Below are 22006 nucleotides of genomic sequence, written 5' to 3'. Positions count from 1 at the left end.
TTCTTTGGCGAACAAAGATCGACTTGCTCAACCTTGGGCAGCAAGTACACAGGCGACGTACAGCGTTGTGTTGTTTAATCGTGGCAAGTGCATGATTGCCGCAAAAATTAAGGAGAACACAAACCATGGCTGACTCGCAGAACCTCAAAGTGCTGGTTGTTGATGACGAGCCGAACATCGTCGAACTGTTGACGGTGTCTCTGAAGTTCCAGGGTTTTGATGTGGAGACCGCCAACTCTGGTGCGGAAGCCCTCGAGCTGGCGCGCACCTCCCGCCCGGATGCGTACATCCTGGACGTGATGATGCCGGAGATGGACGGCTTTGAGCTGCTCAGCAAGCTACGAGCAGAAGGACTTGACAGTCCGGTGCTGTTCCTGACAGCAAAGGATGCCGTGGAGGACCGTATCCACGGCCTGACCATTGGCGCGGATGATTACGTGACCAAGCCGTTCTCGCTCGAAGAGGTGATCACGCGCCTGCGTGTGATCCTGCGGCGCGGCAACGTGGTGGACGATTCGAACCAGGATTCCACTCTGCGTTATGCGGACTTGACGCTTAACGACGACACCCACGAGGTCACCAAAGCCGGCGAGATCGTCGAGCTCTCCCCGACGGAGTTCAACCTGCTGCGCTACCTGATGCTCAACGCTGAGGTGGTCGTGTCCAAGGCGAAGATCCTGGACAACGTGTGGCACTACGACTTCGGCGGCGACGGCAACGTGGTCGAGTCCTACATTTCCTACCTGCGCCGCAAGGTAGACACGGGCGATGTGCCGCTGATCCACACGGTCCGTGGTGTCGGTTACGTACTGCGCACCCCACGCCAGTAGGCCTTTCGCAACGTTATGGCGTATTCCTTATTTACGGGGCCGACAAAGAAGCCACTGAAGCGGCAACTTGTCACCACCGTGATGGTCATCTCCGTGATCGGTACGACACTGAGTTCCGTGCTGATCTACTTCCTCATGCGCAACCTGCTGCTGGACCGTGCAGACGACCAGCTGCGGGAAGGCTTGGATACGTGGGCGCACCAGGGGCCGGTGTGGCAGTTCAACCCTTGGAACCTGCCGAGTGAGTTCACCCAATCCAGGCTGTACCCGGACCGGGGCGTGATGGTGTCGCGCCCGGGGGAGGTCAACTCGCCAGATTGGAGCCAGATCAAAACGACTGACTTCGGACAGTTGGTCACGATCACTTCTGATCTCAGCGACCCAAATACGACGACTGTGAAGCGCTGGCGTGCCATTGCCACGGAGCAGTCCGACGGCTCCGTCCAGTATGTGGCGAAGTCGCTGGAGTCGGAGTACCGGATGTTGCGCTCCCTGGCACAGATTGAGGCGCTGGTTGGGGCTCTGGTGCTCGTCGGCATTGGCATTGCAAGTAACTACTTCGTGGCACGTGCGTTGGCTCCGTTAAAGATTGTGGAAAACACCGCTCTGGCGATCGCCGGAGGCGATACCGACAGGCGAGTGCCCGCTTGGCCACGTGAGACAGAAGTGGGCAGTCTGTCGTTTGCCATGAACACCATGGTGAGCCGCTTGCAAGAATCGCTGGAAAATGCGAAAACGCAGGAAGAGCAGATGCGCCGCTTCGTTGGCGATGCTTCACACGAACTGCGTACACCGCTCACCAGCGTGCGCGGATACACCGAGCTGTACCGCAAGGGCATGGTGGATGACCCGCAAATGGTGCTGAGCAAGATCGATGAAGAGTCCGCGCGTATGCAGCTGCTCGTCGAGGACCTGCTGGCGCTAACCCGTGCGGAGGGTTCCCGCCTGGAGAAGCAGGAGGTGGATGTGCTCGAGCTTGCGCTTTCGGTGAAGGACTCGATGCACGCCGCCTACCCAGAGCGGGTGGTGGACGTGGTCAAGGACACCCCAGACGTCCCTGTCGTGGTGGGGGATCCCGGCCGGCTGCGCCAGGTGGTGGTCAACTTGGTCACTAACGCCTTTAAGCACGCGGGTCCGGATGCAGAGGTGACCATCACGATCCGGCACAACCTGGACCGTGTGGTCCTCGACATTGCGGATAATGGCTGCGGCATGGAACAGAAGGACGCCGAGCATATTTTCGAGCGCTTCTACCGCGCGGATGCGTCGCGCAACCGCAGCTCGGGCGGTGGCTCGGGTCTGGGGCTGGCGATTACCAAATCGCTGATCGAGGCCCACGGCGGCACCGTGGTTGTCGATACGGCGCCGGGCGAGGGCTCGACGTTTACTATTTCGCTTCCAGCTGCTTAATGCCTTCGCGGATGGTGTCGGCGGCGGCGTCCATCTTGGCGGCGTCGGTTTCGTCGGCACGCATTGCGCTGGCCAGCGAGTAGCCGGACATGTCGTTGGCGGGGAAGACGTGGATGTGGGCGTGGGGGACCTCGAATCCTGCGATGAGGTAGCCCGCGCGCTGCGCATCAAACTTATCGACGATCACCCGTCCGACCTTCTGCGCCACCTCATTCATGTGCGCCCACAGGTCCGCCGGGATGTCGGTCCACTTGTCAATCTCTTCGATGGGAACGACCAGCGTGTGGCCGTACGCGACCGGTTCGATGGTGAGGAAGGCTGCGACCTTGTCGTCCTGGTACACAATTCGGCCCGGGATGTCGCCTGCAATAATTTTGCTGAATACAGTGCTCATAGTCTCCGACGCTACCGGTAAGTTGGATCGCATGCGCATCCTTGTCATCGGTTCGGGCGGCCGGGAACACGCCCTTCTCCATGCAATGCACGGCAATGAGCTCACTGTCGCGCCGGGTAACGCGGGTATGTCCCGCCTGGCCACGGTGCGTCCGCTCGACGTGTCGTCCCCAGTAGATATTGTGTCGCTCGCCCGTGAGATCGACGCGGAACTCGTGGTCATCGGACCTGAGGTGCCGTTGGTTGCGGGTGCTGCCGACGCGCTGATCGACGCCGGCTTCCCCGTCTTCGGACCAACGAAGGCGGCCGCGCAGCTTGAGGGCTCGAAGGCGTTTGCCAAGGAGGTCATGGCGGCGGCTGGTGTGAAGACGGCGACGGCGACCCGCGTGGAATCGGCAGATGGTATCGAGTCCGCGTTAGACGAGTACGGTCCGCGCTACGTGGTCAAGGACGACGGCCTTGCCGGTGGCAAGGGTGTTGTGGTCACCGAGGACCGCGCCGAAGCCAAGGCGCACGCGGAGGCTGTCATCGCAGCTGGCAACCCGGTGTTGTTCGAGTCCTTCCTTGAAGGCCCGGAGGTGTCGCTGTTCTGCCTCGTCGACGGCGAAACGGTCGTGCCGCTGCTGCCCGCTCAGGACCACAAGCGCGCCTACGACAATGACGAAGGCCCGAACACCGGTGGCATGGGTGCGTACGCGCCGCTGCCGTGGTTGCCGGAGAATGGGGTGCAGGTGCTTGTCGACGACATCGCCCGCCCCGTGGCCACCGAAATGGTCAACCGTGGCATTCCGTACCAAGGCCTGCTGTACATCGGCGCCGCGTGGGGGCCGGAAGGCCCGGCGGTGGTGGAGTTCAACGCCCGCTTCGGCGACCCGGAAACCCAGGCCGTGCTGTCGTTGTTGGAGACCCCGCTGGCGGACGTGCTGCTGGCTGTCGCACAAGGTCGCTTGAGTGAGATCGAGCCGCTGCAGTGGCGTGACGGGTTCGCTGCCATGGTCGTGCTGGCTGCCGAGGGCTACCCGCAGTCCGCAAAGACCGGTGGTGTGATCACCGGCGACGCACTCGATGACCCGACGAAGGTCCTCCACGCAGGCACCAAGGAAGCGGACGGCAAGTATGTGGCGTCTGGTGGCCGTGTGCTTGGTGTCGTCGGCAATGGCGCAACGCTCAAGGAGGCCGTGGACAACGCGTACCGCATCATTGAGGGCATCGAACTGCCCGGATCCTTCTACCGCAAAGACATCGCCCGCCCCGCCATCGAAGGCGCTATTTCCCTAGGATAAATGCCGTGAAACCGAATAATTCCAATGTTCTGAGCAACCGTTACGCCTCCCCGGAGATGGCCACCCTGTGGGCTCCGGAGCACAAGATCATCCTTGAGCGCCAACTGTGGATCGCAGTGCTCAAGGCCCAAAAGGAACTCGGTGTCGAGGTCGCCGAGGGCGCTATCGAGGACTACGAGAAGGTCATCGACAAGGTCGACCTGGACTCGATCGCGCAGCGCGAGAAGGTCACTCGCCACGACGTGAAGGCACGCATTGAGGAGTTCAATGCGCTGGCGGGCCACGAGGAGATCCACAAGGGGATGACCTCGCGCGACCTGACCGAAAATGTGGAGCAGCTCCAGGTGCGCAAGGCGCTGGAACTGACCCGCGACAAGGCAGTCGCGCTGCTCAAGGCGGTGGGCAACCGCGCTGGCGAGTACAAGTCCCTGGTCATGGCTGGACGCTCCCACAATGTTGCGGCGCAGGCCACCACGCTGGGCAAGCGTTTCGCCTCTGCTGCCGATGAGATCCTGGTGGCCATCGAACGGATTGAGGAACTGCTGGATCGGCTCCCACTTCGCGGCATCAAGGGCCCGATGGGTACCGCGCAGGACATGTTGGATCTCATGGGTGGCGACGAGGCCAAGCTGGCGCAGCTCGAGCAGGGCATCGCAGAAGGTCTCGGCTTCGACCGCGTCTTTGACTCGGTGGGTCAGGTGTACCCGCGCTCGCTCGACTTCGACGTGGTGTCCTCGCTGGTGCAGTTGGGTGCAGGCCCGTCGTCTCTGGCCACCACGATCCGCCTCATGGCTGGCAACGAGACGGTCACGGAGGGCTTCAAGGAAGGCCAGGTTGGTTCCTCGGCGATGCCGCACAAGATGAACGCACGCTCCTGTGAGCGCGTCGGCGGCTTCCAGGTCATCCTGCGTGGCTACCTCACCATGGTTGGCGACCTTGCTGGCCAGCAGTGGAACGAGGGCGACGTGTTCTGCTCCGTGGTGCGTCGCGTGGCGCTGCCGGATGCGTTCTTCGCCATTGACGGCCAGCTGGAAACCATGCTGACCGTGCTCGACGAGTTCGGCGCGTTCCCGGCCATGATCAACCGCGAGCTGGACCGCTACCTGCCGTTCCTTGCCACCACCCGCATCCTCATGGCGTCGGTGCGCGCCGGCGTCGGCCGTGAGACCGCACACGAGGTGATCAAGGAAAACGCCGTCGCTATGGCGCTGGACATGCGCGAGCGCGGCGCAGAGCAGAACCTTGTGGAGCGTTTGGCTAACGACGAGCGCCTTCCGTTGGACAAGGCAGCACTGGACAAGGCGCTCGAGGACCGCCACGCGTTCATCGGCGCTGCCGAGGCGCAGGTGGATCGTGTGCTTGCACGCGTGCAAGAGGTTGTGGATGCGCACCCGGAGGCTGCGAACTACACCCCGGGCGAGATCCTCTAGGGGGAAGTAAAGGTCACAGTGGCGTCGCGGGTGCTGACCTCGACGCCGGTGCCTACTACACCCCGGTCTGCGGTGCCGGACCAGGAGGCGACGAAGCCGTGCTGGGGCCCGGTGAGGTCCGGGGTGTAGCCGGTGAGGGTGCTTTCGCCGCAGTATTCGGGGTTGGCGGTGTTGGCGGTGAGGGTGTCGTCGATAGGCGTGAGCTTCGGCAGCGTGACCGTGACGTCCACGGGGAACTCACCCACCGCAACCGGGGTGAACGTGACGGGGAAACACACGAGCATGTTTGCCTGCTCGGCGCTGCGTGGAGCGCGCCGCGTTTTGGGGGCACCGACGGTGACGTCCCACTGCACGGGGACGTGGAAGCTCACATCCTCGGTGACCACGCGGGCGGTGTCGCCGAACGACAATGTGGTGCCGTCGCGGGTTGGTTCAAACGCTGGCATGTTGCCAGCGAACTCCGAAGGGGTGCCGCACGCAGCCAAAACGAGGGGGAGTAGGACTGCAGTCGCGCGTTTGATCACGGGGAATATACTAACGCGCATGCGTCCAGAGCTTTCTGATTATGCCCATCTCGCCGGCGGCAAGGTCCGCGAAATTTACGAAGTCGATGACAACACGCTGCTGATGGTGGCATCCGACCGTATTTCGGCGTTCGATTTCTCGCTCGAGCCGGCCATTCCGGACAAGGGGCGTATCCTCACCGCAACGTCGATGTTCTTCTTCGACCTGCTCGGCGATGTCCCGAACCATCTTGCGGGGCCGATTGACGACGAGCGCATTCCCGAAGAGGTCCTCGGCCGCGCCATGGTGGTCAAGAAGCTCGACATGGTGCCCTTCGAGTGCGTTGCGCGTGGTTACCTCACCGGCTCTGGCAAGAAGGAATACGACGCCACTGGCCGCGTCTGTGGCGTGAAACTGCCGGAGGGCCTAACTGAGGCATCGAAGTTGCCTGAGCCGATTTTCACCCCGGCGACCAAGGCGGAGCAGGGGGATCACGACGAGAACGTCACCTTCGAGTTCGTGGCCAACAAGGTTGGTTCTGACCTGGCTGAGCGCCTGCGTGCAGCAACGCTGGATGTCTACACCCGTGCCGCCGAGTACGCGGAGACCAAGGGCATCATCCTGGCGGACACCAAGTTTGAGTTCGGTTTGGACGAAAACGGTGAGCTTGTGCTTGCCGACGAAGTCCTCACCCCAGATTCTTCCCGCTACTGGCCGGCGGACAGCTACGAAGAGGGTGCGACCCAGCCGAGCTTTGACAAGCAGTACGTGCGCAACTGGCTGACAAGCCCGAAGTCCGGTTGGGATCCGGCCGACGGCGTGCAGCCGCCTGAGCTGCCGGGATCCGTGGTGGAAGCCACCCGCGACCGCTACATCGAGGCGTACGAGCGCCTGAGTGGCCGACGCTTCTCTGAATGGCCGGGGGAGCACGCGTAGGCTTTCTGGGCATGAATGCTCCGAAAGCTGCGAAGCACCCGATTACACGATCGTTCCACGGCCGCGACTTTGTCGACGACTACGAGTGGCTGCGGGACAAAGAAAGCCCCGAGGTAATCAGTTACCTCGAAGCTGAAAACGCCTACACGGAGTCGAAGACTGCCGCTTGGACGGGTCTTGTCGACGACATCTACGCCGAGATCAAGTCCCGCATCAAGGAAACGGACATGTCCGTGCCGCAGCGCCAGGGCGACTGGTGGTACTACAGCCGCACCATTGAGGGCAAAAACTACGGCATTTCCTGCCGTGTGCCGACGCGTGACGAGCCGTGGACACCGCCCGAGGTCAACGACCACATGGCGGACGAGCAGGTCCTGCTGGACATCAACGAACTGGCAGAAGGCCACGATTTCTTCTCGCTGGGTGCCTCCTCGGTGGCCACGACCGGTCGTCTGTTGGCCTACTCCTACGACACTGAAGGCGACGAGCGCTTCACGCTGCGCATTAAGAACCTTGAGACGGGCGAGCTTCTCGACGACTGCCTCGACAACATCTTCTACGGCGCCACCTGGGCCGGCGAAGAGTACCTGTTCTACGTGCGCGTGGACGACGCTTGGCGCCCCCACCAGGTCTGGCGCCACAAGGTGGGCACCCCGGCCGAAGACGACGTGCTGATCTACGAAGAGACGGACGAGAAATTCGGCGTCGGTGTGGGGGCGGACCGCGCGGAGCGGTTCCTCATGATTGTGACGTCCTCTTCGCTGACCTCGGAGTACCGGGTGCTGGATTTGGACAATCCGACCGGTGAGTTCGAGGTGCTGTGGCCGCGCGAGTCCGGCATTGAGTACCACCCGGACTACTGCGTGGTGGACGGTAAAGAGCAGTGGGTGATCACCCACAACGCCCACGGGCCGAACTTCTGTGTGGCCACCACGCCGGTCGGTGAGTTGCCGGCGCTGTGCGATTTGGACGTGCTGGTGGAGCACTCCGATTCGATGCGTATCGAGGGCATCGATACGTACCGCGACTTCATGTTCATGGGGTATCGCCGGGGAGGGATTCCGCGGTTGGCGGTGTCGTCGCTAAGCAATGGCTTCGGCGAGTTCACCGAGCTTGAGTTCTCTGAGGAGCTCTACACCGCGAGCCTCGGCGGCAACCCGGAGTGGGACGCGCCGGTGGTGCGTATCGTGTACTCCTCGTACACGCAGCCGTCGCAGGTCGTTGATTATGAGGTGGCGACCGGTGAGATGACGCTGCTGAAGGAACAGGAAGTCGAAGGCGGCTACAACGCCGACGACTACGAGGCCTTCCGCGTGTGGGCCACCGCGAAGGATGGCGCGAAGGTGCCGGTATCCGTGGTGCGTCGCAAGGGTGTCACAGGCCCTGCGCCGCTTTTGCTGTACGGCTACGGCTCGTATGAGGCGTCGATGGACCCGGGCTTCTCTGTAGCGAGGCTGTCGCTGCTGGATCGCGGCATGATCTGGGCGTGCGCCCACGTGCGCGGCGGCGGTGAGATGGGCCGCGGCTGGTACGACAACGGCAAGATGCTGCACAAGGTGAACACGTTCACCGACTTCATCGCGTGTGCCGACGCCGTAGTGGCCGAAGGGCTGACCACGCACGAGCAGATGGTCGCCGAAGGCGGTTCCGCAGGTGGCCTGCTCATGGGTGCGGTGGCGAACATGGCCCCGGAGAAGTTCGCCGGCATCCAGGCGATCGTGCCGTTCGTGGATCCGCTGACCTCCATCCTGAAACCCGAACTGCCGCTGACCGTCGGCGAGTGGGAGGAGTGGGGCGACCCGTACCACGACGTCACCGTTTACGACTACATGGCTACATACGCCCCGTACGAGAACGTCAAGGCACAGAAGTATCCGGACATTCTGGCGATTACCAGCCTGAACGACACCCGTGTGCTCTACGTGGAGCCCGCGAAGTGGGTGGCAAAACTGCGCGAGGTAGCCACCGGTGGCGAGATCCTGCTCAAGACCGAAATGTCCGCAGGCCACGGCGGTGTATCGGGGCGGTACGCCAAGTGGAAGCAGACCGCGTTTGAGTACGCATGGACGTTGGTGAAGTCGGGCGCAGTCGACGAACCTGTGCGATAATCCCGGCTATGCCCGGCAGCTTGCTTGTCTCTATCTCGTCCATCTTCGACGCCACGTTGGACGACGTGACAAGCATGGTGCGCGACCTGGATAAGGAACGCGTGCCGGTGTCGCTGCTTGTGGCGCCGCATATCGACGCCACCTGGCACCTGGCCAAAGACACCACCACCAGGGGTTGGCTTGCAGAGCAGCACGATACACGTGCGCTGCTGCTCAACGGGTTCGACCAGGCGGTACAGGGCAGGCGCAGCGAGTTTGCCACCCTTGGCGCCCACGAGGCACGACTGCGCTTGAAGGGCGCGACCCGTCAGATGGCCGCGCTGGGCTTCGACCTGGACATGTTTGCCCCGCCGCGTTGGCGCATGTCCGAGGGCACGCTTGAGGTGATGGGGGAGTTCGGGTTTGTGGTCGCGGCGTCGACGAAGGGGATCTACCGGCTGGCTCGCGGAGAGTTTGCTCAGGCCCGCAACCTGTCGGTGGGTGAGGGCTACGGTGCGGCGAAGTGGTGGCGCCGAAACGTGATCAAGGCCGCCGGGCGCGGCGCGGAGAAAGGCAACACGATCCGCCTGTCCGTGTCCGGGCGTGAGTTGGGGCAGAAGAAGGTGCGCCGCGACTTCCTCGCCGCGGCGGCTGAGGCCATCGAGGCTGGCGCAAAACCTGCCGACTACCGCGCCTTCAGGTAAGCGATCGCCCGGCACAGAAGGTAGATGCCGAAGGAGATAAACGCCACGAACACGCTCACCGGCACACCAGGGGCGAGCGAGAGCACCATGCCGCCGATCGCGGAAACCTCGGCGAACAGGATTGACAGCCACACGGCACACACCGGGTTCGCGGTGACTTGGGCGGCGGCCGCGCCGGGCGTGATCAGCATCGACATGACCAGCAGTGCGCCGACGATCTGCACCGACTGTGCGGAGGCAATGCCGACCAGCACCGCGAACGCCAGCGCCATCGTGCGTACCGGGACACCGCACGCGGCTGCCATCACCGGATCCGCGGAGGCGAACAGTAGCGGGCGCCACAACACGACAACCGCGACGGCGACCAGGACCGTGGTTGCCGCCAACAGCATCACGTTCTGGGCGGACACACCCACGATCTGGCCGGTCAGAAGTGCCAGCGCACGGTTGGAGTTGCCGGGGTAGAGGTGGATAAACAGCACGGATAGGGCCATGCCGAAACTCATCGCCACGCCCACGGCGGAATCTTGCTGGCCTTTCAGCCCCAGCGCAGCGAGTACCAGCGCTGCCACGATCGCACCCGCGACCGCGCCGAATCCGACGTTGAGGCCGAACAACAGCGCGGCGGACGCGCCCATGAGCGCTAGCTCAGAGGTGGCGTGGACCGAAAACGACATCTGGCGCAGCACGATCAGTGGCGCCATCACGCCTGACAGGATGCCCAAAAACGCACATGCGATGAGTGTGGTTTGGACGAAGTCTTGGCTCGGCAGGTACGAGGTATCGGCGATAAACGTGCTCACAGGACCACCATCCGTCCGTCGACTTCCACAACGTCTACTCGTGTGCCGTAGAGCTCGCTAAGCACCTCCGAGCGCATCACCTCGGCCACGGGCCCGATGACGTGGCCCTCAGGTCCGATGTAGAGCACTCGGTCCACCACGTCGAGCACCGGGTTGATGGAGTGCGTCACGCACACTACGGCAGCTGGGTGCCCTGCTAAACGCTCAACAGTATCGCGTGCGCGGGCGGGGTCGAGGGAGAGCAGGGGTTCGTCGGCAAGCACAAGCTCCGGATCCTGTGCGAAGGCTTGTGCTTGGCGGATGAGCTGTTGCTGCCCACCGGAGAGGATGCCGACGCGGCGGTCGGCGAACGATTGCGCGCCGACGGAGGCAAGCTGCGCCTCGACGTCTTCTGGTTTTGTACGTTTCCCCATTGCAAGTTTGACCAGGTCACGACCGCGAACGGGGAGGTCTTTGGGGAACATGTGTTGCTGCGGGATAAACCCGATGCGGCCGTGCACTTCCGCCGAGCCGTGCGTGAGGCGGCGGGTTCCCATGAACGTGCCCAACAGGGTGGATTTGCCCACCCCATTGGGGCCGAGCACCGCGATGAATTCGCCGCGTTCAATGGTCAGGTCGAGGCCCGACCACAACGGGTCGACGGCGGCGCCGCGTAGCTCAGCAATCAAATGTGTATGTCCTGACTAATGGTGGTGGAAGCTCGGCTCGGCGTTGTTGGCGATCTCCACGATTTGGTCCACGATCTTCTCAAAGTAGTCGAGGAAGTTCTCGCCTGCCGGGGGAGTCTCCCGAATCTCAACAATGGGGACATTTTTCATCTGCGCGACAGCGGCCAGCCGCTCGGTGGCGCTGTTGGTGCTCTGTGGGTTCACAAACAGCATGTCAATGTCGCCCTGTTTGATCTGGTTCAAAAACGCCGACACCGCAGCCGCAGACGGCTCCTGGTGGTTCAGGCTGGCCTTGACGTACTCCTCCGGGGTGATGTCGTGCAGTTCAGTGCCCCATACAAGCCCGGCGGCGATCGGCTCGGTCATGCCGATGTGCACGTGCGGCACGGAAGCGAGCTTCTCCTCGATTGCAGCAATTCGCGTATCGACGACCCCAGCATCCCCACCGGTACGCTGCGCCACCGCATCGGCTACCTCGCGGACCTTTGACGGTGCGAACCAGGCGTGCTCCAACTCGTCGAGGGACTCCGGCAGGTGATCGCTGTGGGCGTGCTCGTGCTCTGCGTGGTCGAGCAGCGGAATGGCGTGCACGATGCGGTCCTGCTCCGCGACGGTGTACAAGGCCGCGTCGTAGGCGCCACCATTAGCGACGACCGTCGCCGCCTCCTTGATACGAGACAGGTTCTTGGCGGACGGCTCGAAGTGGTGCGGGTCTACAGCGTCGCCGGTGATGATCGCATCCACGTCCTCCCCGGTCACGGCGGCAGCAACATCCGCCCACACCCCGGTGGTGGCGATGATGCCGGAACCTTCGGCCGCGTCTTCGGACTCCGTAGAGCATGCGGTCAGCGCGGTGCCTGCAAGAGTGACTGCAGCCAGCGTGGCAAGGGTCTTGGCCTGAAAACGATTTTGCATACGCGGTATTCAATCACTATTGGAAACTGTTTTCAATCTGTTTCGGACGAAGAACCAGTGCTGCGAGCAGTGCCATCAACAACACCGCGCCCACAATCCACCCGGCGCGGAGGTACGACAACGACTGTGAGCTGGTGGCGTCGAAACCCACCTTCACCGGGTTGTGGTCGGAGGACCGAAACGGGCTGCCGGGCTCGTCGATGAGCGGTTCGTCGCTGTTGATCGCCCACACCAGGGAATCTTTCACGAGGTCCATCGCGGCATCGTTGGCTAACACGTGGTCGAGTGAGCCTACCTTGTTGTCGTACTGATACGACGGGCGTTCCTGCGGGATCGTGGCGTAGCCGGCGTCGTTGAGCACGGCGATCGCGTCTTCTTGGGAGTAGGCGTTGAAGTCGCCAATGAGGAACGTGGGCAGGTCGCGCCAGTCGTCTTGCATGTCGAGGTGTTCCAGCAGCGTCCGCGACATGTCTGCGCGGAGTCGGGCGTTGTTGCCTTGGCCGTCGGCGGTGGCGTCGTCATTACGCGAGACCGTGCCCTTGGACTTGAAATGATTCACCACCGCAACAATGTGGTCACCGCCGGCGGCAGGCGCGAACTCCTGGGCGAGCGGCTGGCGGGCGATGCCGGTGAACGTGGAGTCGTCGAAAATGCACGACTGCCCAACCGGGCGCACCTTCGCCGGCTGGTAGATAAACGCCACGCGGATCGCATCTTCGCGAGTGCCAAGCTCGCTTGGCGACGACACCACCGCCCACCGATCCTCCCCCGCCGCAGCATTGAGCGCATCGACCAAGTGCTGCAGTGACTCGTCGCGCCGGGCGGTATCGCCTGTGGTGCGGGCGGTGTTCTCCACCTCCGACAGTCCGAGGATCGCGGTGTCGAGCCGATTGATCGCCGCAACCAATTTCGCTTCTTGGAACGCGAGCGCCTGCGCATCGTGCACGCCGCGAAACAGGTGGCAGTTGGTGCAGCCGTGTTCCGGGTCGATGTCGGGGAAGTGGGTGAAGTAGTTCATCACGTTGAAAAACCCGATGGACAAGTCCCCGCGTACCTTCGTTGGCGCATCGAGGATGCCTGCGCGGGAGTCCTCCCACGTGATCGGCAGATCTTCGGGGCGGGTCTGACCTGTGATCGGACGCAACGGCTGGAACGTCCAATCCCCGTTGTTGTAGCCCACCACCACATCTTGTTGGAAAGTCACGGTGTCAAAGATCCGGATGGACTTCGTGGGGGAAAGGTACGGCAGTGGCACGTTGGGCTCGTCTGTGTAGTTGCGGGTGCGTCCGTCGTCGAGGTTGACGAACTCCGCCGCCTGCTGCGCGTTCATCTCAGCGACCTGATTGGCGTCGGGGCGGGTCTTCTCCGTGGGCCAGAAATGGGGCTCGGCGCCCGGCGCCAGGCCCACGGTGCCGTACTGGCTGAGGTTGTAATTGCCGGTCACGGTGTAGGCGCCTGGCCTGACCAGCATGCCCTCGTAGGGCTCGCGGGCGGCGTCGCCGGCCGGTAGGGCATCGAGGGGGATGGGCGTTGGGGCGGGCAGGGGGTCGCTGAGACGCGAGATGCTGCTCGCTGAAATCTGGGTCTGGCCGTAGAACTCCTTCGCCGTGCCTTCCACTCGCACCGAATCGCCGTGGGCGGGATAGCGGCCCTGCTTGCCCACGAACACGAAAATGCCGTCCGAGGCGTCACCGGGTTGTTTCGGCTGGCCGGAGCCGCCTGTTTGCATGAAGAAGCCGCGCTTGCCGCCCTCGTCGTAGACTGCCGTGACTACGCCGGTGGCGATGACGGTCGCTGACTCATATGGCGTGGTCGCGCCGGTGCCCTGGATCTCCGCGATGGTCAACACCCGCGGAACTGCTTGCGCGATCCCAGAATTGCGCGGAGTGGGGGCACCCGCGCGGAAATCGACGGCGTTGTTGTCGGTATCCGCGCCATCGGTGACGCGCTGGATGGACAGTTGGTTCGTCGTCTTCTCGGCGGGTGTGGCTTCCGCGAGATCGGGTGGCGTATCACCCCAAGCCACACGGTCTACCTCGCCGTCCGCGTTGCGCAGCACCGCAACCGCACTCGTGGCAGAAAAGTTAAACGCGGCCTCACGGTCCGGTGACGGCAGATCGGCTCCCGTCTCGCCGGAAACCCCGCTGATCAGGTAATACCCACCCGCCGGCACCACCCCGAACAACTCAACCACCGTGCCGGAGTTGCCCTTGGCGGAAAACTGCTCCAGCTCCCAGCCGTCGATTGAAACGTCCTGACCGGTGGGGTTGAACAGTTCCACAAAGTCCGCGTTCAGTAGCGCCTGCGCATTGCTGCCGCCACCGTAGACCTCGTTGATCACCACCCCCGGCGTCGCTGCCTCAGCGAGCGGTGCAAGCGCAATGCTTATCGACGACACCAGCACCAACCACAGCAGACGAGCCCGAAACATTCCCTTAACGTAGCCGGTCATCCGATATTGCTGGACGCGTCTGTCCGTCCGATATACTCGCTGCCGTACCGCAAAGGTCGATCAACCTCCCGAAATGTGAAGGATTCTCATGGCACGAGTCGTCGTCAATGTCATGCCCAAGGCCGAAATTCTTGACCCCCAGGGTCAGGCGGTGCTGCGCGCACTGGGCCGCATCGGTGTCGAGGGGGTGAGCGATGTCCGCCAAGGCAAGCGATTCGAGATCGAGGTGGACGACTCCGTCACCGACGCCGAACTGCAGCGCATGGCGGAAACCCTGCTGACTAACACTGTGATTGAAGACTTCGAGGTTGTGCGATGAGCGCAACTATCGGAGTCATTACTTTTCCCGGCACCCTCGACGACGTTGACGCGCTGCGCGCCGTCCGCCTCGCCGGTGCCGAGCCGAAGCAACTCTGGCACGCCGACAACGACCTGACCGGCGTTGACGCCGTTGTCGTCCCGGGAGGCTTCTCCTACGGCGACTACCTGCGCTCCGGCGCGATCGCCGCGCAGGCCCCGATGATGGGCGCTGTTGTGGAGGCCGCGAAGAAGGGTATGCCGGTCCTTGGCATCTGCAACGGCTTCCAGATCCTCACCGAAGCCGGACTGCTGCCTGGCGCGCTGACCCGCAACCAGGGTCTGAACTTCCACTGTGTGGACACCTACCTTGAAGTAGCCAACAACGACACCGCATGGACCAGCCAGTTGGGCGAGCGCATCTACGTGCCCGCCAAGCACGGCGAAGGCCGCTTCCAGGCGTCCCCGGAAACCATCGAGGCGCTGGAGAAGGAAGGCCGCGTGGTCTTCCGCTACACCGACAACTTCAACGGCTCCATCAACGCAATCGCCGGCGTGACCAACGAAACCGGCCGCGTTGTGGGGCTCATGCCGCACCCGGAGCATGCGATTGAGACGCTCACCGGGCCGTCCACCGACGGGTTGGGCCTGTTCACTTCCGCCATCGACGCGATTTCGAAGATCGGAGCGTAAAAGACCATGACTGTGCACAACGACACTGTTGAAAACGCCGTCGACACCCCTGACCTTGAGCAGCCGTACGCGGAACTCGGGTTGCAGGATGACGAATACGCGAAGATCAAGGCAATCCTCGGCCGCCGCCCAACGGACGCGGAGCTCACGCTCTACTCCGTGATGTGGTCGGAGCACTGCTCCTACAAGTCCTCCAAGACCCACCTGCGTTACTTCGGTCAGACCATGACCGAGGAGATGGAAAAGAAGATCCTCGCCGGCATCGGCGAGAACGCCGGCGTGGTGGACATCGGAGACGGCGACGCCGTGACCTTCCGTGTGGAAAGCCACAACCACCCGTCCTTCGTCGAGCCCTACCAGGGCGCGGCTACCGGCGTTGGCGGCATCGTCCGCGACATCATGGCCATGGGTGCCCGCCCGATCGCCGTGATGGACCAGCTCCGCTTCGGCCCGATCGACGCCGAGGACACCAAGCGTGTCCTGCCGGGTGTGGTCCATGGCATCGGTGGCTACGGCAACTGCCTGGGCCTTCCGAACATCGGCGGCGAGACCGTCTTCGACGAAGCATACGCCGGTAACCCGCTGGTCAACGCCCTGTGTGTGGGCACCCTGAAGGTGGAGGACCTCCACCTCGCGTTCGCGTCCGGTACCGGCAACAAGGTCATCCTGTTCGGCTCCCGCACCGGCCTCGACGGCATCGGCGGCGTGTCCGTGCTGGGCTCCGCCACCTTCGAGGAAGGCGAAGAGCGCAAGCTCCCAGCAGTCCAGGTGGGCGACCCGTTCGCGGAGAAGGTGCTCATCGAGTGCTGCCTCGAGCTCTACGCAGCTGGCGTGGTCGAGGGCATTCAGGACCTCGGCGGCGGTGGCCTGTCGTGTGCCACCTCCGAGCTGGCTGCATCCGGCGACGGCGGCATGACCGTCAACCTGGACAACGTGCCGCTGCGCGCTGAGAACATGTCCGCAGCAGAGATCCTCGCCTCCGAATCCCAGGAGCGCATGTGCGCCGTGGTGGCTCCGGAGGACGTGGATAAGTTCATGGAAATCTGCGCCAAGTGGGACGTGCTGGCCTCCGTCATCGGCGAGGTCACCTCCGACAAGGACCGCCTGCAGGTATTCCACAACGGTGAACTCGTGGTGGACGCGCCGCCGTCAACGATTGACGAGGGCCCGGTCTACGAACGCCCGTACGCACGTCCGGCGTGGCTGGATGAGGTGCAGGGCGGTGGTGTCGTCGATAAGCAGGCAACCATCAAGGACACCTGGCTGAAGATGGTTGCCTCCCCGGCGCTGTGCTCGCGTGACTTCATCACCGAGCAGTACGACCGCTACGTGCGCGGCAACACCGTGCAGGCCAAGTACGCCAACTCCGGTGTGCTGCGCATCAACGAAGAGACCAACCGCGGCGTTGCTATCTCCGCCGACGCATCGGGCCGCTACACCTACCTGGACCCGAACATGGGCGCACGCCTGGCGCTGGCAGAGGCCTACCGCAACGTCGCCGTCACCGGCGCCACCCCGTTTGCGGTAACCAACTGCCTGAACTTCGGTTCCCCGGAAAACCCGGACGTGATGTGGCAGTTCCGCGAAGCAGTCCACGGCCTGGCAGACGGCTCCGCCGAACTGGAAATCCCGGTCTCCGGCGGCAACGTGTCCTTCTACAACCAGACCGGTGAGACCCCGATCCTGCCGACCCCGGTTGTTGGTGTGCTCGGTGTCATCGAGGACGTTGCCCAGGCAATCCCGCACGCCCTGCCCGCAGATGAGGAGGACTACACCCTGGTCCTGCTCGGCGAAACCAAGGACGAGTTCGGCGGTTCCGTGTGGCAGGACATCTCCGGCGCTGGCCTGTCGGGCCTTCCGCCGCAGGTGGACCTTGCTAACGAGGAGCGCCTCGCACAGTTCCTCGGCGGCAACGCAGCCGGCGTAGCAGCAGCCCACGACCTGTCCGAGGGTGGCCTGTCCCAGGCTGTCTTCGAGCTGCTGCTCGGCTCCGACAAGGGCGCTGAGTTGAACCTCGAGGGTGTGTACGAGGACGCGTTTACCGCGCTGTTCTCCGAGTCCGCATCCCGCGTGCTCGTAGCAGTCTCTCGTGACCGCGCAGAAGCAGCGGTCGAGCGTGCTACCGCAGCCGGCATCCCGGTCGCAGTGCTTGGCGACACGGCTCAGGACGGTGTCCTGCGCGTCGCCAGCGAAGAAATCTCCGTGCAGGAGCTTGCCGATGCATGGGCTGCGACCATGCCGTCGCACTTCGCAGCCGCAACCGCGCCGAACGCGGCGGTCTAGTCCGTCCGCTGCATAGCCGGTGCCTGTTCCACAATGGGCACCGGCTCATATTGTGCGCGCAGGTCTTTCAGCGTCTGCGTGTGATCCCAGAGGCGCTTGTCCTCGTCGGTCACCGGCGTGAACTTACGTGCCGGCAGCGGGGTGCCGTCGATATCCATGCCGATGTAGGTAAACGTCGCGTGGATCGCATCCTTCAAGTTGTCGCGGCCACCACGCGGGTCGCCCGCGCGCAGGTGCACTGAGGTGTGAATGGAACGCGCGTCCGTACGGGTGATGCGCGCATCCACCTCAATCAGGTCGCCGATGTGCACCGGGTGGTAGAAGCGAATACCACCCGCGTAGACGGCGACGGTGCGCTCCCCGGACCATTCCATGGTGCAGGCCGTGCCGGCCTCATCGATCCATTCCATGGCGGTGCCACCGTGGACGTTGCCGCCCCAGTTCACATCGGTTGGTTTCGCCATGAAGCGGTGCACGATGCGCTGCGCCGTGGAGTCGTCGGTGTATGTCTGCGACTCCATCTCTGCCTCAATGGCCTTGCGCAGGTTGATGCGCGACTTCGCGGCCTCGGCCACGCGGCGCTCCTCGGCGTTGGTCGGAACGAATGTCGGCACAGGCATGGACTTGCCCGTGTCCGGATCCTTTGCCACGAAAATGACCAGGCAGTCGCAGGCGCGGGTGAACACGCCCTCGCGCGGGTCGGCGGAAAGCACCTCGTTGACAATGTGCATCGAGGATCGCCCCGTCATGGCGATGCGCGAGCGCACCTCCACAATGTGGCCCGAAGGGATCGGGCGGGTGAAGTGAATGTGGCCCACATACGCGGTCACACAGTAGGTGGCGGACCACTGGGCGGCGCAGGCGTAGGCGGCCTTATCGATCCACTCCAGCACGCGACCACCGGAGACACCCTGTGCGCCGTAGTGGAGCACATCGGTGGGGGAGGCCATAAACCGCAGGGTGACGCGAGGGGAGCGTTCGGTAGCAACTACATGGGTTTTGGACATGCCGACACCTTAATATGGGTCCACATGGTGCAAAAGCAGGACCCGATACTGACACGCCAGGCCGTCGATGCGGTCAAAGCATGGATTGAGGGGGATGAGGAGTCGTCGAGAAGCGAGATTGCAAATGCTTGTCGACGAACCGCGCGCACCCTCGCCGAAGAACTCCCCGGCCACTCCGTGGAACTGCGCGTGCCCCCATTTGTGGCGGTGCAATGCGTCGAAGGCCCACGCCACACCCGCGGCACGCCGCCAAACGTGGTGGAGATGGACCCCCGCACCTGGATGCGACTGGCCACCGGTTTAACCACCTTCGAGGAAGAACTCGCGCAAGGCAACGTGGACGCCTCCGGATCGCGCGCAGGCGAGATCGCGGCGGGTCTTCCAGTAATTGCCCTCCGCTGACATTCCTCGGATACAGTGTTTGTCGTGCATACGAAGAGCCCCACGGGGAAGACCAACTTCGAAAACAGCCTTGTCGACCGTGTTGACAAGGCCGACGAACCACGCGACGAATGTGGCGTGTTCGGTGTCTGGGCACCGGGCGAGGACGTGTCCAAGCTGACCTATTTCGGCTTGTTCGCGCTGCAGCACCGCGGCCAGGAAGGCGCCGGCATTGCCGTAGGCGACAAGGACAACGTCGTGGTGTTTAAAGACACCGGCCTGGTCAGCCAGGTCTTTGACGAACCTGTCCTGGAGGCGTTGCAGGGCGATGTGGCGATCGGCCACACCCGCTACTCCACAGCTGGCGGGAACTCCTGGGAAAACGTCCAGCCGATGTTCCGCACCTCGCCCAATGGCACCGACATTGCGTTGGCGCACAACGGCAACCTGGTGAACTTCAAGGAACTCGAAGAAGAAGCGATCGAGCGCAAGCTCATCCCGGCGTCGGGCGTGGATGGACAGGGCTCGTCCTCAGACACCGCTGTGGTGTCTGCGTTGCTGGCGGATCTGGTCACTGAGGACAAGACGCTTCTCGACGCCGCACGGGAACTCCTCCCACGCGTCGAAGGCGCATTCTGCTTCATGGTCACCGACGGCCAGACCCTCTACGCCGCGCGCGACCCGCACGGTGTGCGCCCGCTGTCGCTGGGCCGCCTCGACGGCGGTTGGGTGATCGCCTCCGAGACGTGTGCGTTGGACATCGTCGGCGCCTCGTTCGTGCGCGATATCGAGCCGGGCGAGCTTGTGGCGATTGATAACGCGGGCGTCCACTCCGAACGCTTCGCCGAGACCCCGAAGGCGCACTGCGTGTTCGAGTACGTCTACGTTGCCCGCCCCGACTCCATCATCGACGGTCAGACCGTCAACCTGTCGCGCATCGAGATCGGCCGCCGTCTCGCCCGCGTCACCCCGGTGGACGGCGACCTGGTGATGCCGGTGCCCGAATCCGGCACCCCCGCCGCCATCGGCTACGCGGAAGAGTCCGGCATCCCGTTCAAACAGGGCCTGATGAAGAACGCCTATGTCGGCCGCACCTTCATTCAGCCGTCGGACACCCTGCGTCAGCTGGGCCTGCGCCTGAAGCTGAACCCGGTGCGCGAAGTCATCGAGGGCAAGAAGCTCATCGTTGTCGACGACTCCATCGTGCGCGGCAACACCCAGCGCAAACTCATCCGCATGCTGCGCGAAGCCGGCGCCGCCGAGGTGCACGTGCGTATCGCGTCGCCGCCGGTGAAGTGGCCGTGCTTCTACGGCATCGATTTCGCAAGCCCCGGCGAACTCATCGCCAACCACGGCCGTACTGATTCCGATGAGGCGATCGCGGAGTCGATCCGCACCATGATCGGGGCGGACTCGCTCGCGTTCGTGCCTATCGACGACATGATCGCCTCCACGAACCAACACGAAGACAACCTTTGTGCCGCCTGCTTTACAGGCAAATACCCCCTGGGGCTGCCCGACGGTAACCCCAACGCCGACCTTGTCCGACGCATCCAGAAAGGTGCTGAAGCCTAATGACCACTGAGCAGACCCCAGTTTCCTACGAGGCCGCCGGCGTATCCATCGAGGCCGGCGATAAGGCCGTCGAACTGTTCGCCCCGCACGCCAAGCGCGCCACCCGCCCTGAGGTTCGTGGCAGCCTCGGCGGCTTCGCCGGCCTGTTCGCGCTGGGCAAGTACAAGGAGCCACTGCTGGCAGCAGGCTCTGACGGCGTGGGCACCAAGCTGGCCATTGCGCAGGCGATGGACAAGCACGACACCATCGGTATCGACCTCGTCGCAATGTGCGTAGACGATCTTGTCGTCTGTGGTGCCGAGCCGCTGTTCCTGCAGGACTACATCGCTATTGGCAAGGTCGTGCCGGAGAAGGTCGCCGAAATCGTCGGCGGCATTGCCGAGGGATGCGTCCAGGCTGGCTGTGCGCTGCTCGGCGGCGAGACCGCTGAACACCCCGGCGTGATGGAGCCGGACGACTACGACGTCTCCGCAACCGCAGTCGGTGTCGTTGAGGCCTCGGAACTGCTTGGTCCTGAAAAGGTCCGCGAGGGCGACATCATCATCGGCATGGCATCGTCTGGCCTGCACTCCAACGGCTACTCCCTGGCCCGCCACGTGCTTCTCGAGCGCGCCGGCCTGCCCCTGGACGCCGAGATGGAAGAGCTGGGCCGCACGCTCGGCGAGGAACTTCTCGAGCCAACCCGCATCTACGCACTCGACTGCCTAGAACTGGCCGCCGAGTGCGAGGTCCGCACGTTCTGCCACGTCACCGGCGGTGGCCTGGCAGGCAACATGGAACGCATCATTCCTGAGGGCCTTGTCGCAGAGATGCACCGCAACACCTGGACCCCAGGTCCGATCTTCCGCACCATCAAGTCCGTCGGCCAGGTCCCGGACGAGGAGATGGAGAAGACCTTCAACATGGGCGTCGGCATGACCGCCGTCGTTGCCGAGGAAGACCGCGATCGCGCCCTGGCCATCCTGGCCGCCCGTCACGTGGATGCGTGGGTGCTCGGCGAGGTCCGCGCCGCCAGCGAAGGCGACGAGAAGCGCGCCGTGCTGACAGGCTCCCACCCGCAGTACTAAAGCGCGATCGCTAGGCCTGCTTTCGGGCTGATACGAGGATTCGTTCTCGTATCAGCCCGTTTCTGCTTTTAGGGCGCGGTGTCTTTTGCTGGTCGTCTAGCTGGTCTCGTGATGTTGCTAGACGGTCTCGTTTCGACGGCTCCAAACCCCCAGGTGGTGTTGAGGGTCATTGTCACTATGGAGCTGATCGTCTGGTTGGCGTTTCGGGGAGCTAGACGATGGTCGTTGTGGCGGCGCAGACGGACGTGAAACACCCTGTTTTCGTGTCTTGAGGCCTGTTATGGCGTG

Annotated in this window: 20 protein-coding genes; 13 read left to right on the top strand and 7 right to left on the bottom strand. The window is 63.5% G+C overall.

Features of this window, described 5'->3' with window-relative positions; all coding sequences use genetic code 11:
- Positions 1-125: 125 nt before the first annotated feature.
- Entirely contained in the window at positions 126-830 is a 705-nt protein-coding gene (locus HMPREF2617_RS02960) for a response regulator transcription factor (protein ID WP_070422508.1), read from the top strand.
- 15 nt (positions 831-845) lie between these two features.
- Positions 846-2240 carry a sensor histidine kinase gene (locus HMPREF2617_RS02955; RefSeq protein ID WP_070422509.1) on the top strand — a complete coding sequence of 465 codons (1395 nt, stop codon included), beginning with the start codon at positions 846-848 and terminating at the stop codon, positions 2238-2240.
- Here the strand turns inward: HMPREF2617_RS02955 and HMPREF2617_RS02950 are convergent.
- Positions 2218-2634: an HIT family protein gene (locus tag HMPREF2617_RS02950; RefSeq protein WP_070422510.1), complete on the bottom strand. Its 417-nt coding sequence runs from the start codon at positions 2632-2634 to the stop codon at positions 2218-2220. The two genes, HMPREF2617_RS02955 and HMPREF2617_RS02950, sit on opposite strands and share 23 nt — an antisense overlap.
- A gap of 31 nt (positions 2635-2665) precedes the next feature.
- Between HMPREF2617_RS02950 and purD the strand changes: the two genes are divergently transcribed.
- Positions 2666-3916: a phosphoribosylamine--glycine ligase gene (gene purD, locus HMPREF2617_RS02945; protein ID WP_070839803.1), complete on the top strand. Its 1251-nt coding sequence runs from the start codon at positions 2666-2668 to the stop codon at positions 3914-3916.
- 5 nt (positions 3917-3921) lie between these two features.
- Positions 3922-5346 carry an adenylosuccinate lyase gene (gene purB / locus HMPREF2617_RS02940; RefSeq protein ID WP_224213538.1) on the top strand — a complete coding sequence of 475 codons (1425 nt, stop codon included), beginning with the start codon at positions 3922-3924 and terminating at the stop codon, positions 5344-5346.
- Here the strand turns inward: purB and HMPREF2617_RS02935 are convergent.
- Positions 5343-5870, bottom strand: a complete 528-nt coding sequence (locus HMPREF2617_RS02935) for a hypothetical protein (protein WP_070450230.1) — start codon at positions 5868-5870, stop codon at positions 5343-5345. The genes purB and HMPREF2617_RS02935 overlap by 4 nt on opposite strands.
- Positions 5871-5889: 19 nt before the next feature.
- Here HMPREF2617_RS02935 and HMPREF2617_RS02930 point away from each other — a divergent pair, with 19 nt between their 5' ends.
- From HMPREF2617_RS02930 to HMPREF2617_RS02920, 3 genes are read left to right on the top strand one after another with little or no spacing between them, the layout of a single operon-like run.
- Positions 5890-6786 (top strand): phosphoribosylaminoimidazolesuccinocarboxamide synthase, encoded by an 897-nt coding sequence (locus tag HMPREF2617_RS02930; protein ID WP_070839797.1) that lies wholly within the window; start codon positions 5890-5892, stop codon positions 6784-6786.
- 11 nt (positions 6787-6797) lie between these two features.
- On the top strand, positions 6798-8894 hold the full coding sequence (locus HMPREF2617_RS02925) for a S9 family peptidase (protein ID WP_070839891.1): 2097 nt from the start codon (positions 6798-6800) through the stop codon (positions 8892-8894).
- Between the two features lie 8 nt (positions 8895-8902).
- On the top strand, positions 8903-9577 hold the full coding sequence (locus tag HMPREF2617_RS02920; protein WP_070839794.1) for a DUF2334 domain-containing protein: 675 nt from the start codon (positions 8903-8905) through the stop codon (positions 9575-9577).
- On the opposite strand, the gene HMPREF2617_RS02915 is transcribed toward HMPREF2617_RS02920, so the two are convergent.
- Genes HMPREF2617_RS02915 through HMPREF2617_RS02900 form a run of 4 tightly spaced genes read right to left on the bottom strand, consistent with a single transcriptional unit; the run spans position 9559 to position 14394 of the window.
- Positions 9559-10380 (bottom strand): metal ABC transporter permease, encoded by an 822-nt coding sequence (locus HMPREF2617_RS02915; protein WP_070839791.1) that lies wholly within the window; start codon positions 10378-10380, stop codon positions 9559-9561. The two genes, HMPREF2617_RS02920 and HMPREF2617_RS02915, sit on opposite strands and share 19 nt — an antisense overlap.
- Entirely contained in the window at positions 10377-11048 is a 672-nt protein-coding gene (locus tag HMPREF2617_RS02910) for a metal ABC transporter ATP-binding protein (protein ID WP_070816115.1), read from the bottom strand. The genes HMPREF2617_RS02915 and HMPREF2617_RS02910 overlap by 4 nt, the downstream gene beginning before the upstream one ends.
- A gap of 15 nt (positions 11049-11063) precedes the next feature.
- Positions 11064-11963: a metal ABC transporter solute-binding protein, Zn/Mn family gene (locus HMPREF2617_RS02905; RefSeq protein ID WP_083323178.1), complete on the bottom strand. Its 900-nt coding sequence runs from the start codon at positions 11961-11963 to the stop codon at positions 11064-11066.
- A 16-nt stretch (positions 11964-11979) separates the two neighbouring features.
- Positions 11980-14394, bottom strand: a complete 2415-nt coding sequence (locus HMPREF2617_RS02900) for an ExeM/NucH family extracellular endonuclease (RefSeq protein WP_083323182.1) — start codon at positions 14392-14394, stop codon at positions 11980-11982.
- 109 nt (positions 14395-14503) lie between these two features.
- Between HMPREF2617_RS02900 and purS the strand changes: the two genes are divergently transcribed.
- From purS to purL, 3 genes are read left to right on the top strand one after another with little or no spacing between them, the layout of a single operon-like run.
- Positions 14504-14734 (top strand): phosphoribosylformylglycinamidine synthase subunit PurS, encoded by a 231-nt coding sequence (gene purS / locus HMPREF2617_RS02895; RefSeq protein WP_070422519.1) that lies wholly within the window; start codon positions 14504-14506, stop codon positions 14732-14734.
- The gene (gene purQ, locus HMPREF2617_RS02890) at positions 14731-15405 is read left to right on the top strand and encodes a phosphoribosylformylglycinamidine synthase subunit PurQ (RefSeq protein ID WP_070422520.1); all 675 of its coding nucleotides are present in this window, start codon (positions 14731-14733) and stop codon (positions 15403-15405) included. The genes purS and purQ overlap by 4 nt, the downstream gene beginning before the upstream one ends.
- Positions 15406-15411: 6 nt before the next feature.
- Positions 15412-17688 carry a phosphoribosylformylglycinamidine synthase subunit PurL gene (gene purL, locus HMPREF2617_RS02885; RefSeq protein WP_070839785.1) on the top strand — a complete coding sequence of 759 codons (2277 nt, stop codon included), beginning with the start codon at positions 15412-15414 and terminating at the stop codon, positions 17686-17688.
- On the opposite strand, the gene HMPREF2617_RS02880 is transcribed toward purL, so the two are convergent.
- The gene (locus HMPREF2617_RS02880) at positions 17685-18695 is read right to left on the bottom strand and encodes an acyl-CoA thioesterase (protein WP_070839782.1); all 1011 of its coding nucleotides are present in this window, start codon (positions 18693-18695) and stop codon (positions 17685-17687) included. The two genes, purL and HMPREF2617_RS02880, sit on opposite strands and share 4 nt — an antisense overlap.
- Before the next feature lie 24 nt (positions 18696-18719).
- Here HMPREF2617_RS02880 and HMPREF2617_RS02875 point away from each other — a divergent pair, with 24 nt between their 5' ends.
- The 3 genes from HMPREF2617_RS02875 to purM are packed head-to-tail and all read left to right on the top strand — an operon-like array spanning position 18720 to position 21718.
- Positions 18720-19097 carry a sterol carrier family protein gene (locus tag HMPREF2617_RS02875; protein WP_070422523.1) on the top strand — a complete coding sequence of 126 codons (378 nt, stop codon included), beginning with the start codon at positions 18720-18722 and terminating at the stop codon, positions 19095-19097.
- 15 nt (positions 19098-19112) lie between these two features.
- Positions 19113-20651: an amidophosphoribosyltransferase gene (purF, locus tag HMPREF2617_RS02870; RefSeq protein WP_083322927.1), complete on the top strand. Its 1539-nt coding sequence runs from the start codon at positions 19113-19115 to the stop codon at positions 20649-20651.
- Positions 20651-21718, top strand: coding sequence for a phosphoribosylformylglycinamidine cyclo-ligase (gene purM / locus HMPREF2617_RS02865; RefSeq protein WP_070771839.1), 1068 nt, complete (start codon positions 20651-20653; stop codon positions 21716-21718). The genes purF and purM overlap by 1 nt, the downstream gene beginning before the upstream one ends.
- Positions 21719-22006: the final 288 nt, after the last annotated feature.

The sequence above is a fragment of the Corynebacterium sp. HMSC070H05 genome (assembly GCF_001837615.1).
In the GTDB taxonomy this organism is placed as follows: domain Bacteria; phylum Actinomycetota; class Actinomycetes; order Mycobacteriales; family Mycobacteriaceae; genus Corynebacterium; species Corynebacterium coyleae.
Note: the sequence above shows the minus strand (reverse complement) of the source record. Positions and strands in the feature narration are given on the sequence as shown.